Consider the following 12,061-nt stretch of genomic DNA (forward strand, 5'->3'; position numbering starts at 1 on the left):
CTCGCGAATGCTTAAAGGCTACTTAAAAAATTATGAGCCAAAGTAACTATTGACCAGAAGCGTTAAGGCTATCGATATAACTGCAGTGACAATTGCTATGATTAGTTCGTGTCCATGCTTTTCGAAGAAACTCTTGTTCACTCTATGCTTGTATCTGACTGAAAATCTAAGAAGCAAAGCATTACCAATTGCCACGGGCAAGACAATCAACATACCAATACCAACAAACGCTTTTTGAGCCGCTTCTCCGAAACCAATGCTTTCTAGGGCGTTGTGTATGTAGTTGGTGTATCCGCCAATGACTATGAAGGCGAATGTTGAAGTGTAGACGAGCCAATTCTTAAAAAATGCATACCACGGCTTGAACTGATTGAGTTCTAGATAAGCAGTTTCAGCGTTTCTCCGGTTCTCTGACTTAAACTCAAATTTCGCACCATTGTCGCGTTCGAACGAAATCGAAAAATACGGAAATTGCAGAGAGAATGGAACCCTGATCGATGCTAGGTGCTTTCGAATTTCGTCGATGCCCTGCAGTTCAGTTCTTTCACGTCTGCCAGATTTAAAAGATAGAACTATCTCATCTGAATCTTCGGAATGTCGCTGAATAAAATCGGTTAGTTGCTCGCTGTCGATTTTTAGAGCACGTATTCTAAGAGTTTCGCGCCAAGGTCTCGGCGTGGTATCAATAACCTTCATCTAAACATCCAACTCCTCCACGAACCTCGCGTTCTCCTGGATATACTGGAACCGCAGTTCCGGCTTTTTCCCCATGAGCCGTTCCACGAGGTCGCCGGTCTCGCCGGGTTCGTCCTCGTCTATGGTCACGCGGATGAGCTTGCGCGTCCTGGGGTCCATGGTGGTTTCCTTCAGGTCCTTGGCGTCCATCTCTCCGAGGCCCTTGAAGCGGGAGACGTCGATCTTGCCCTTGCCGCCGAGGCCCTTTTCGAGCCAGCGGTCGCGCTCGGCCTCGTCGAGGCAATAGACCCGTTTCGCCCCTTGCGTCAGCCGGTAGAGGGGCGGGCAGGCGAGGTAGAGGTGGCCCGCGTCGATCATGGGCCGCATCTGGGTGAAGAAGAAAGTCATCAGCAGCGACGCGATATGCGCGCCGTCCACGTCGGCGTCGGTCATGATGATGACCTTGTCATAGCGCAGGTCGTCGATGTTGAACCGGCTGCCCAGCCCCACGCCGAGCGCCTGTGTCAGGTCGCTGATCTCGGCGTTCGAGCCTAGCTTGGAAGAGGCGGCGCCCAGCACGTTGAGGATCTTGCCCCTGAGCGGCAGGAGCGCCTGGTTGGCGCGGTTGCGCGCCATCTTGGCGGAGCCGCCCGCGCTGTCGCCCTCGACGATGAAAAGCTCGGTCCCGTCGCGCGTGTTGAGCGTGCAATCCACCAGCTTGCCCGGCAAGCGCAGTTTCTTGGTGGCGGACTTGCGCTGCGTCTCCTTCTCCTGCTTGCGGCGCATCCGCTCTTCGGCGCGCAGGACGAGGAAGTCGAGGATGGCGCCGGCGGATTTCGTGTTCGAGGCGAGCCAGTTGTCGAAATGGTCGCGCACCGCCCCCTCGACCAGGCGCACGGCCTCGGTGGTGGCGAGGCGGTCCTTGGTCTGACCCACGAATTCCGGCTCGCGGATGAAGCAGGAGACCAGCGCGCAGCCCCCGGCCATCAGGTCCTCGCGCGTGATCTGCGCCGCCTTGCGGTTGTTCACCAGCTCGCCATAGGCCTTGATCCCCTTGAGGATCGCGGCCCAGAAACCCGCCACATGCGTGCCACCTTCGGGGGTGGGCACGGTGTTGCAGTAGGATTGCAGGAAGCCGTCGCGCGACGGTGTCCAGTTGATCGCCCATTCGACCTTGCCGGGGGTGTCGAAGCGTTCCTGGAACTCGACGGTGCCGGAAAACGGGTTCTCGGCATAGGTCGAGGCGCTGCCCAGCGTCTCGCGCAGGTAGTCGGCGAGGCCGCCCGGAAAGTGGAACGTCGCCTCCTGCGGGGTCTCGCCGTCGTCGATGGCCGATTTCCAGCGGATCTCGACGCCCGAGAAGAGATAGGCCTTGGAGCGGATCGACTTGAAGAGGCGGGCGGGCTTGAACCGGTGGTGGCCGAAGATCTCCTCGTCGGCGTGAAAGGTGACGGTCGTGCCGCGCCGGTTGGGGGCCTGGCCCACCTTCTCGATCGGGCCGAGGGGGATGCCGCGTGAAAACCGCTGCTCGTGCAGTTCCTTGTTGCGGGCGACCTGCACGACCATGGAATCGCTCAGCGCGTTGACCACCGAGGCGCCCACGCCGTGGAGGCCGCCCGAGGTCTGGTATGCCTTGCCCGAGAACTTCCCGCCCGCGTGGAGCGTGCAGAGGATCACCTCGAGCGCGGATTTGCCGGGGAATTTGGGGTGCGGGTCGATGGGGATACCGCGACCATTGTCGCGGATGGTGATGGAATGGTCCTCGTGCAGCTCGACCTCGATCCGGGTGGCGTGGCCGGCGACGGCCTCGTCCATGGAGTTGTCGAGCACTTCGGCCACCAGGTGATGCAGCGCGCGTTCATCGGTGCCGCCGATATACATGCCCGGCCGCTTGCGCACGGGCTCCAGCCCCTCGAGCACCTCGATGGAGGAGGCGTCGTAATCGGTCGCGTCGGGGGCGGATGACAGGAGGTCCTGGGCCATGTGCTGCTCTGCTTTTATTGGTTGGGGCAGTTATGCCAGAGCCGGGTGCGGCTTGGCCAGTGGCAAAACCACGGGGAGCGCGCGAATGGCTAATGTCACTCTGAGACTGATATTTTCCGGGTTTCTTCTGCGCTGCCTTATTTTCGCCCAGATCGGGAGGCTAAGCTGCAACCAGAAGATGTGGGGGTAAACCCACTGTATTTGTGTCGTTGAGACGAGGAGTAGACATCATGGCGTTGCAGGATCTGTTCATGGCGCCCCAACCTGAAGATACCGACCCGGAAGACCAGGTTATCATCAACCTCCCGCGAAGCTATCGCAGGACCGTCGACTGGAAGCCCGAGCTGGGGGACATCGCGCCGAATTTCACCTGTCAGTCGACGCATGGGCGCATCACCTTCCACGATTGGGCGGAGGGACAGTGGACCGTGCTTGCCGGGTATCCCAAGATGCGGGCCGGGATCAGCGACACCGAACTGGTGGGGTTCGAGACGCATCGCGAGAATTTCGAGAAGCGCAACGCGGCAGTGCTTGGCATTTCGCCCTGTCGGCTGGAGCGCAACATCAACTGGATTGCCGAAGTCGAGGAGCTTTTCGCGGTGACGGCGGAATCCCCGATGCTGTGCGATCCGGGCCGGGAGATCAGCGAGATGCTGGGGATGTGGCATGAATCTGCGCCGGTCGAGCCGACGATCCGCAAGACGATGATCTTCGACCCCGCGCTGCGCCTTCGGTGGGTGTCGGAATATCCCTCGACCCTGGGGCGGAGCGTCGACGAGATCCTGCGCGTGCTGGACGGGCTGATCCTTTTCGATGCCAAGCAGCTTGGCGCGCCGATGGACTGGATGCCGGGCGATCCGGCGATCGTGCGGCCCGACATGAGCACGGCAATGGCGCGGCGCGTCTATGGCGACAGCGTCGTGGAAGTGACGCCGCGGATCAGGACCGTGGATCCCGACGCGGTGCCCGAGGGCGGGTGAGGCCCGGCCGGGCGGCGCCCGTGCCGCACCCGTCTAGAGGGTGAGCTGATAGCTCTGGGGCACGTAGGAGAAGCCGTCGCCCGCGCGCTCCACGTAGCCGAGCGCCGGAAAGGGCATGTGGTAGCCCACGAAGGGTGTCCGGTCGGCGGCGAGACGATCGAGCAGGCGACGGCGGGTCGCGGCGGCGGCCTGCTTGTCCATGTCGTACTTCACCTCCCAGTCGGGATGGGCGAGGGACCACACGTAATGATTCGCGAAATCCGCCGCGATCAGCAGGGTCTGGCCGCCAGCCTGGACGGTGAACACCATGTGCCCCGGCGTGTGGCCGAAAGCGGCTTGGGCGGTGATGCCGCGCGCCACGCTGTCACCGTCCGCAAGCATCGTCATCCGGTCGGCGAGGGGGCGCACCCTGGTTTCGAACCCCTCGTTCTCGCGGCCGGACCACGCGTCGAACTCGACCGATCCGGTCGCGTAGCGCGCGTTCGTGAAAGTGGGGGCGCCGTCCGTCATGAGGCCGCCGATATGGTCGCCATGCATATGCGTGATCACCACGAGATCCACCTGGTCGGGCGCGTAGCCCGCGGCTGAAAGCGCCTCGACCGTGCCGGGGCCGTCGAGCCCGGTGTCGAAGAGCACGAGTTCGTCGCCGGTATTGACGACGGTGGGCGTGAAGTAGCCGCGCGCCTCATCGGTGGGGATGTTGGCGGCCTCGGAGGCCTGTGCGAAGGTGGCCTCATCCACGTTCAGGCCGAAGATCGAATGCGGATCGGACATGGTGCGGGTGCCGGCGAGGATCGTGGTCACGTCCATGTCACCGAGTGTCACCCGGTGGAAGCGCGGCTCGGCCACGCCCATGAGCGGCGCGGCGGCCTGTGCCGCGCTCGCCAGTGGAAGGGCGGCGGCGGTGCCGAGAAGCCGGCGGCGGGTCAGATGGGTCATGATGGTCTCCTGTCCGATGGTCCTGACAGGAAAATAGCGCGAAATCCGGTCACGGCGAGGCCATCGCGGGCGGCAAGCTGGAGGTTTGCAGGCGCGATGGGGAGAATATCGGGAAAGATTGCAAATTGTAATTTCTGCGAATTTAAAGTGATATTGTTTCGTTATGAATATCGTTTTTATGATATGAAGAGATACTCGTTGCGCATCGAGCGCGTGACCTGTCTTGCCGGTTTTCGCCTCCTGTCGGCGATCTGAGCCCTTGGGCCGGGGCGGTCGCCGACCCGGCCCGGCCTCGCGCATGTCCACGTGACCGCCCTCGTGTCTCGACAAGCGGCGCCGTGGCCGGTAGAACGCCCCGGAAATTTCGAGGTGAGGGCGGTTTCAATGTTGCGACGTCTTGCAGGTCTCCTGTCGCTGGTCACGGTCGTTTTCCTGGCGGGGTGCGGCGCGCCCGGCGGTCCGGTCACGGCCACGCCGGAGGAGGTGAGCCAGCTTGCCACGGCCATCAAGGCGCTGGGCCCGCAGGTCGATCCCGAGGAGGCCGAGCGCGCGGCGCGGGTGGCCTATGCGCAGGCCCGGAACCTCGCCATCGAATACGAGATCGAGGATCCGCCGCTGGTCCACAACTCCAAGGTCAACATGGGGCTCAAACCGCGCGGCCTGTGCTATCACTGGGCCAAGGACATGGAGTGGCGCCTGCGCGACGAGCGGTTCGAGACGCTGGAACTGCACCGCGCGATCGCCAATGCGGACAACCCCTTCCGCATCGAGCATTCGACCGCGATCATCAGCGCGCGGGGCGACACGTTCGACCAGGGCATCGTCCTCGACCCGTGGCGGAAGGGTGGCGCCTTGTTCTGGGACGAGGTGGCGGATGATACCCGCTATGCCTGGGTCCGGCGCGATATCGTGATGGAGCAGAAACGCCGGCGCCGCGAGGCGGAGGCGGCGCTGGAAGGTTAGGCCCTCCAGCCTGCGCGGCGCGCGTCAGTCCAGTTCGTCGGCGGTGAGCCAGACGCCGCCCTCGGGGCGCAGCGTGAGGATCATGACGGGCCTGGGGTCGCGACCCCTGACCGGCGTGAAGCGGAACCGGGCGAGCAGCGTGGCCAGGATGATCACGGCCTCCTGCAGCGCGAAGCTGGCCCCGATGCAGATGCGCGGGCCGTCCCCGAAAGGCAGGTAGGCGTAGCGGTCGATGGCCTTGCGGTCCTCGAAGCGTTCGGGGCGGAAGGCGTCGGGTTCATCCCAGAGCAGGTGATTGCGGTGCAGCGCGTAGATCGGGATGATCACGGTGTCGCCGGCGCGCACCTCGCGCCCACAAAGCGTGTCGCGGGCCAGGGCCGTGCGGGAGATCATGCCGGCGGGCGGATAGAGGCGGAGCGCCTCGTCGGCGATCTGGCGGATGAAGGGGAGGCGGGCCACGTCCTCGCCCGTGGCGGGGCCATCGAGGACCGAACACGCCTCGGCCCGGGCGCGATCCTGCACGTCCTGATCGAAGGCGCAGAGGTAGAGAGACCACGCGAGGGTGAGCGCCGTGGTCTCGTGGCCCGCGACGATGAAGGTGAGAAGGTTGTCGCGCAGCTCGGCGGTGTTCATCTGCCGCTTGGTCTCGGGGTCTTCGCCCGAGAGCAGCAGGTCGAGCAGGTCGGGCACGCCGTCGTGGCCACGGGCGCGACGGTCCTCGACCGCGGCATCGGCCACGCGCTTCATCTCGCGCAGTTGCGCGCCCGAACTGATCCGCGCCGGACGCGGCACCCAGTCGGGGAAGCCCAGGATATCGAAAAGCGAGATCTTGCCGGCCGCCGAGATGTAATGGTCGATGGCGCGATGCACGCTGTCGGGATCGAACCCGTCGCCGCCGGAGAACGTCACCTCGCTGATCACGTCGAAGGTGGTGCGCACCATGTCCTCGGCCACGTCCACCGCGCGCGGCCCCGCTGCGGCGATGCGGTCGGCCGAGCGCCCGGCGGCGGCGGTCATCACGGGGGCGAGGTTCATCACGTTGCGATGCGAGAAGGCGGGCGCGGCCGCGCGACGCTGCCAGCGCCAATGCGCGCCCTCGGCGATGAAGAGCGAATCGCCGATCGCCGGTTTCAGCAGGTTCTTGGTGACGATGGATTTCGGGTAGTTGTCGAGATTCTCGAGCAGAATCCGGCGGATCGCGCCGGGGTCCATGACCATGTGCCACCGCTTGCCCGTGCGGCCCGAGACCATCGGCTGGCGCGTGGCGAGGTCGGGGATGATCGCGAGCACGTTTTCCCGCGCGGTCCTGAGCGAGCCGAGAAGCCCCATGGGCCTGGTCACGAGGGGAACACGGACGGGATGTGTCGGAGGCATCGGGGTTTCCTTCTGTCGGGTTCCTTTGATGTAGGGGCGGGACGGGGAGGGGGCAAACATTGCGATGCGGGCCCTGCTGCGGTAACGCTGTGCGCCGGGGAGTTTATTTCCAGGAGAGATTTTCGCGTGTTTCGGATATTGCTGGCCGGTATCGGCCTCCTGGCGCTCATGGCCTGCACCAATCCCGACGATCTCGACCGGGCGCCCGTCGACCTGGGCGCGTTCGAGCTTGGGCACAACGTGGTGGTGGCGCCGAACCTCGTGAAGGGCCCGGCTTCGCGCGAGGCGGGCAAGGAGGAGTGGATCGCGGCGATGGAGAAGGCCGTCGAGGAGCGGTTTGGCCGCTACGAGGGCGAGCGGCTTTATCATCTCGGCATCGCGATCGAGGGCTACGTGCTCGCCGTGCCGGGCGTGCCGGTCGTGGCCTCGCCCAAATCGGCGCTCATCGTCAACGTCACGGTCTGGGACGATGCGACGCAGCAGAAGCTCAACGCCGAGCCCGAAACGATCACCGTGCTCGAGACGCTGTCGGGGGAGACGGTGATCGGCTCGGGGCTGACGCAGTCGAAGGAAAAGCAGATGGAGAACCTGAGCCGCAATGCCGCGAAGCTCATCCAGAACTGGCTGCGGCGGCAATATCTGAACGAGGGGTGGTTCCGACCCGGAAAGAAGGCGGCGGAGTGATGCAGCTTGCGCTTGATTTTCGGCCGGGAGCGCAATAAACGGCCCGCGATACGAGACCATCCGCGGGATGCCGGGCCTTGTCCCGGCCTACCCACCATCCGTAGGCCGGACCATGTTCCGGTATCCAGAGCAAAGGAGCCAGCACCATGGCAAAGGAAAAGTTCGACCGTTCGAAACCGCATGTCAACATCGGGACTGTTGGTCACGTTGACCACGGGAAGACGACTTTGACGGCTGCGATCACGAAGTATTTCGGCGATTTCAAGGCGTATGACCAGATCGACGGGGCGCCGGAGGAGAAGGCGCGCGGGATCACGATCTCGACGGCGCATGTGGAATACGAGACCGACGCGCGGCATTACGCGCATGTGGACTGCCCGGGCCACGCGGACTACGTGAAGAACATGATCACGGGTGCGGCGCAGATGGACGGGGCGATCCTCGTGGTGAACGCGGCGGACGGCCCGATGCCGCAGACGCGCGAGCACATCCTTCTGGCGCGCCAGGTGGGCGTTCCTGCCCTGGTGGTGTTCATGAACAAGGTGGACCAGGTCGATGACGAGGAGCTGCTGGAGCTCGTCGAGATGGAGATCCGCGAGCTTCTGTCGAGCTACGACTTCCCGGGCGACGACATCCCGATCATCGCGGGCAGCGCGCTGGCGGCGATGGAGGGGCGTGACCCGGAGATCGGCGAGAACAAGATCCGCGAGCTGATGGCGGCGGTTGACGAGTACATCCCGACGCCCGAGCGCGCGGTGGACCAGCCGTTCCTGATGCCGATCGAGGACGTGTTCTCGATCTCGGGCCGCGGCACGGTCGTGACGGGTCGCGTGGAGCGCGGCGTGATCAACGTGGGCGACGAGATCGAGATCGTGGGCATCCGCGACACGAAGAAGACGACCTGCACGGGCGTGGAGATGTTCCGCAAGCTTCTGGATCGCGGCGAGGCGGGCGACAACATCGGGGCGCTGCTGCGCGGGATCGACCGTGAAGGCGTGGAGCGGGGGCAGGTTCTCTGCAAGCCGGGTTCGGTGACGCCGCACACGAAGTTCGAGGCGGAGGCGTATATCCTGACGAAGGAAGAGGGTGGCCGTCACACGCCGTTCTTCGCCAACTACCGTCCGCAGTTCTACTTCCGGACGACGGACGTGACGGGGACGGTGGAGCTTCCGAGCGGCACGGAGATGGTGATGCCGGGCGACAACCTGAAGTTCACGGTCGAGCTCATCGCGCCGATCGCGATGGAAGACGGTCTGCGCTTCGCCATCCGCGAGGGCGGCCGCACGGTCGGCGCGGGCGTGGTGTCGAAGATCATCGAGTAAGGGCGGCTTTGCGGGCGTCAGCCCGTGAAACGCCCGTGGGCGGCTTGGCCCAGGGTGGCTTCGCGCAGCGAAACGCCCGGGCCCGACCGCCCGTCTGCGTGGCAGGCGTGAGAGACGCGAAGGGCGCCCCGGACCGGGGCGCCCTTTGTGCGTGGGCAAGGATGTGCTATGCCGTCTCGCAACCGAGGGAGGGTGCCGTGACCAAGAACCGCTGATCGCCGAAAATCATCACGCGAACAGAGAGGTCATGTCATGCCCCGCTCATTCCCCGACGCGCGGACGCGCCATCCGCTCACGCTTCCCGACGGGAGGCTGCACGAAAGCACCGTGTTTCTCGCGGCGGTTCTCGATCATCCCCGCATGAGCGCGGGTGTCTACAGCTATGCGAGCCGGGACCATCCGGTCGAGGACTGGGCCGCGACGCTGGCGCCGCATCTGCATCCGGCCTCGTGCGAGCGGCTGGAAATCGGAAAGTTCTGCCAGATCGCCCATGGGGCGGAGTTCATCACCGCGTCCGCCAATCACCGCCACGATGGCATCTCGAGCTATCCATTCGCCATTTTCGACGGTGGATTCGACGAGGAACGCGCCTCGCTGCCGGGTGCCGGACCCGATACCGTGGTCGGGCACGATGTATGGATCGGTCGCAATGCGACGATCCTGCCCGGCGCCCGGATCGAGGACGGGGCGATCATCGGGGCGGGCGCCGTCGTGGGTGGGCATGTGCCACCATATTCCGTGGTGGCGGGCAACCCGGGGAAGGTTCGCAGGTACCGCTTCGATGACCCCACCGTGGCGCGGATACGCGCCGTGGCGTGGTGGGACTGGCCCATCGAGACCATACTCAGGCACGAGGAAGCGATCTGTGGTGCCGATATCCATCGGCTCGAGCAGGTCGCTCCGTAGGTGCCGGTCGGAGAATCGAGACAGTATGCGCTCTCCCGGCGAAACCACCCTTGATCTCGGGCCGCATCCGGCGTAATCGGGCGCGGCGATAGGGGTATAGCTCAGTTGGTAGAGCGACGGTCTCCAAAACCGTAGGTCGCGGGTTCGAGCCCTGCTGCCCCTGCCAGTTCCCGACAGATCCGAGGTGCGAATCGCCGCGACGGACGCAGCCGCGGCCGAGCCCGTTTCGCGTGACGCTGCGTTCCGAAGCTGGGTGAAAAGCCGGTCGAATTGCGGTCCAATTGAGACGTGCCGCATTTTTGACGAGTTTCGCCACAATTTTGCCAGAATTGCGCCCTATCGCGGATGCAATCGGTTGCGTGTCCGGGGGGATGGCGACCGGGAAGCGTGGGGGCGCTTGAACAGGACGATTGGCTGCCATGGCCCTCTCTCATGATTTGCTCGAGCAGGAGCGATATCGGCGTTCGTTGCGTCCGGGTCTGCGACTGGACCCGATGCACGAGCCCGGCAAGGATATTCCCGAGGTAGAAACCGACGCGGTGATCCGCGCGATACTGACCGAAGAGCCCGCGGGCGCGGAGCGACCCGAGAAGCGCACGCCCCTGTCGCGTCTTCGCGGTCGGCGGGCGTTGCCTGACCTGAACACCCAGGACGAGATGCGCAAGCGCGCCCCGCGCCGGGCACTGGTCCGCGCGGTCGAGGAGACCGTGGCCGCCTCGCGCGAGACGGACGACGAGACCACGGCGGAAGCCGAGGGCGCCGCAGCGCCCCGCGAGCGCGTCGCAACGCGCGACGGCAAGGGCGCATCCCGGCGCAAATGGCTGCGGCCCGCCCTGGCCGGTGCCCTGCTTCTTGCGCTCATCCTGCGGCCCGGCACGGTTTTCCTCGTGGCGTTGGCATTGGCCTGGCTGGTGGTCGTCGCGATCATCGCGTTGGGCCGTGGCAGCGTGGCCGAGGGGTTCGGCGTCATCTATCGCGCGATGAAGGCGCGCGACGCGGCGCGGGCGGAGCGGTTCCGCGTGCGGATGGATCACCTGGCCGAGCGGTGGGACGGTGTTCTGGATGCCGTGCCGGGCGACTGGGCGGACGGGTTCGCGCTCCCCGATTTCAGCCGTGCCGCGCTCGACCCCGACGCGGTGGCGATGAGCCGGCCCGATCCGTTCGAGCGCCTGGCGGAGGAGACGCGGGACTGACGGCATAGTCGGGGATCGGCCCTTGAATTGCGCGCGGAGCCCGCGTATGTGCGGCACGAGCAAACAGCAAGAGACGTGACCGCCCATGGCCCGCACCAATCCGCTTCAGTTCATTCAGCAGGTCCGTTCGGAGATCGCGAAAGTGGTCTGGCCGACGCGCCGCGAGGTCGCGCTGACCACGGTGATGGTGTTCATCATGGCGACGCTGACGGCGATTTTCTTCGCGCTGGTGGATCTCGGGATTCGGACCGGGTTGCAATCGATCCTCAACATCTTCGGCTGACCGCGCGGCGGCGAACCCTTGAAACCGCTGCCCCGTGCGGGTATGCGGGCCGTCATTCCCAACATCGGTGCACGGCGATTCGAGACGGCGCACCGATTTCGTGTTGCGGATGGGGCCGGGTGCGGGGTATGGCACCGGCGAGTTTGAAATCAGCGTGGGCCGATCGCGGCCGCGCCTCCGGGAAAGAAGATCAACGATGGCAAAGCGGTGGTATTCGGTCAGCGTCCTCTCGAATTTCGAGAAGAAGATCGCCGAGCAGATCCGGCAATCGGTCGCCGAGCAGGGGCTCGAGGATCAGATCGACGAGGTGCTGGTGCCGACCGAAGAGGTGATCGAGGTGCGCCGCGGCAAGAAGGTGACCGCCGAGCGCCGCTTCATGCCGGGCTACGTGCTGGTTCACATGGAGATGTCCGACGAGGGCTATCACCTCATCAACTCGATCAACCGCGTGACCGGGTTCCTGGGGCCGCAGGGCCGCCCGATGCCGATGCGCGACGCCGAGGTGAACCAGATCCTCAACCGCGTGCAGGAAGGCGAGGAGACGCCGCGCACGCTCATCCATTTCGAGGTGGGCGAGAAGGTCAAGGTCAACGACGGCCCGTTCGAGGATTTCGACGGCATGGTCGAGGAAGTGGACGACGACAACCAGCGCCTTAAGGTGACGGTGTCGATCTTCGGCCGGGAGACGCCGGTCGAACTGGAATTCACGCAGGTCACGAAACAGTCCTGAGTGATGGCGGGCTGATGCCCGTCCTGCGG

At 64.7% G+C, this 12,061-nt stretch carries 12 protein-coding genes and 1 tRNA gene; 9 read left to right on the forward strand and 4 right to left on the reverse strand.

Annotation, left to right across the window (positions count from 1 at the left end):
- Positions 1-30 precede the first annotated feature (30 nt).
- Together K1T73_RS04850 and parE are read right to left on the reverse strand one after the other, a co-directional pair.
- Positions 31-696, reverse strand: a complete 666-nt coding sequence (locus tag K1T73_RS04850) for a hypothetical protein (protein ID WP_220602848.1) — start codon at positions 694-696, stop codon at positions 31-33.
- Positions 697-2,658 carry a DNA topoisomerase IV subunit B gene (parE, locus tag K1T73_RS04855; RefSeq protein ID WP_220602849.1) on the reverse strand — a complete coding sequence of 654 codons (1,962 nt, stop codon included), beginning with the start codon at positions 2,656-2,658 and terminating at the stop codon, positions 697-699.
- Between the two features lie 230 nt (positions 2,659-2,888).
- On the opposite strand from parE, the gene K1T73_RS04860 reads away from it, so the two are divergent.
- Positions 2,889-3,638, forward strand: coding sequence for a redoxin domain-containing protein (locus tag K1T73_RS04860; RefSeq protein ID WP_220602850.1), 750 nt, complete (start codon positions 2,889-2,891; stop codon positions 3,636-3,638).
- A 33-nt stretch (positions 3,639-3,671) separates the two neighbouring features.
- Here the strand turns inward: K1T73_RS04860 and K1T73_RS04865 are convergent, their stop codons facing one another.
- Positions 3,672-4,577, reverse strand: coding sequence for an MBL fold metallo-hydrolase (locus K1T73_RS04865; RefSeq protein WP_220602851.1), 906 nt, complete (start codon positions 4,575-4,577; stop codon positions 3,672-3,674).
- Between the two features lie 384 nt (positions 4,578-4,961).
- Between K1T73_RS04865 and K1T73_RS04870 the strand changes: the two genes are divergently transcribed.
- Positions 4,962-5,540: a hypothetical protein gene (locus K1T73_RS04870; RefSeq protein ID WP_220602852.1), complete on the forward strand. Its 579-nt coding sequence runs from the start codon at positions 4,962-4,964 to the stop codon at positions 5,538-5,540.
- A 24-nt stretch (positions 5,541-5,564) separates the two neighbouring features.
- On the opposite strand, the gene K1T73_RS04875 is transcribed toward K1T73_RS04870, so the two are convergent.
- On the reverse strand, positions 5,565-6,914 hold the full coding sequence (locus K1T73_RS04875; protein ID WP_220602853.1) for a cytochrome P450: 1,350 nt from the start codon (positions 6,912-6,914) through the stop codon (positions 5,565-5,567).
- Between the two features lie 126 nt (positions 6,915-7,040).
- Between K1T73_RS04875 and K1T73_RS04880 the strand changes: the two genes are divergently transcribed.
- From K1T73_RS04880 to nusG, 7 genes are all read left to right on the forward strand, one after another.
- The gene (locus K1T73_RS04880) at positions 7,041-7,598 is read left to right on the forward strand and encodes a hypothetical protein (RefSeq protein ID WP_220602854.1); all 558 of its coding nucleotides are present in this window, start codon (positions 7,041-7,043) and stop codon (positions 7,596-7,598) included.
- 146 nt (positions 7,599-7,744) lie between these two features.
- The gene (gene tuf, locus K1T73_RS04885) at positions 7,745-8,920 is read left to right on the forward strand and encodes an elongation factor Tu (RefSeq protein ID WP_220602855.1); all 1,176 of its coding nucleotides are present in this window, start codon (positions 7,745-7,747) and stop codon (positions 8,918-8,920) included.
- A gap of 252 nt (positions 8,921-9,172) precedes the next feature.
- Complete coding sequence (locus tag K1T73_RS04890; RefSeq protein ID WP_220602856.1) at positions 9,173-9,826, forward strand: CatB-related O-acetyltransferase; 654 nt, start codon at positions 9,173-9,175, stop codon at positions 9,824-9,826.
- Positions 9,827-9,916: 90 nt separating this feature from the next.
- Positions 9,917-9,992 (forward strand) — tRNA-Trp (locus tag K1T73_RS04895).
- Between the two features lie 253 nt (positions 9,993-10,245).
- Positions 10,246-11,019: a hypothetical protein gene (locus K1T73_RS04900; RefSeq protein WP_220602857.1), complete on the forward strand. Its 774-nt coding sequence runs from the start codon at positions 10,246-10,248 to the stop codon at positions 11,017-11,019.
- An 85-nt stretch (positions 11,020-11,104) separates the two neighbouring features.
- On the forward strand, positions 11,105-11,302 hold the full coding sequence (gene secE, locus K1T73_RS04905; protein WP_220602858.1) for a preprotein translocase subunit SecE: 198 nt from the start codon (positions 11,105-11,107) through the stop codon (positions 11,300-11,302).
- A 196-nt stretch (positions 11,303-11,498) separates the two neighbouring features.
- Positions 11,499-12,032, forward strand: coding sequence for a transcription termination/antitermination protein NusG (nusG, locus tag K1T73_RS04910; RefSeq protein ID WP_220602859.1), 534 nt, complete (start codon positions 11,499-11,501; stop codon positions 12,030-12,032).
- Positions 12,033-12,061 lie beyond the last annotated feature (29 nt).

This window comes from Roseovarius sp. SCSIO 43702, from assembly GCF_019599045.1.
In the GTDB taxonomy this organism is placed as follows: Bacteria; Pseudomonadota; Alphaproteobacteria; order Rhodobacterales; family Rhodobacteraceae; genus Roseovarius.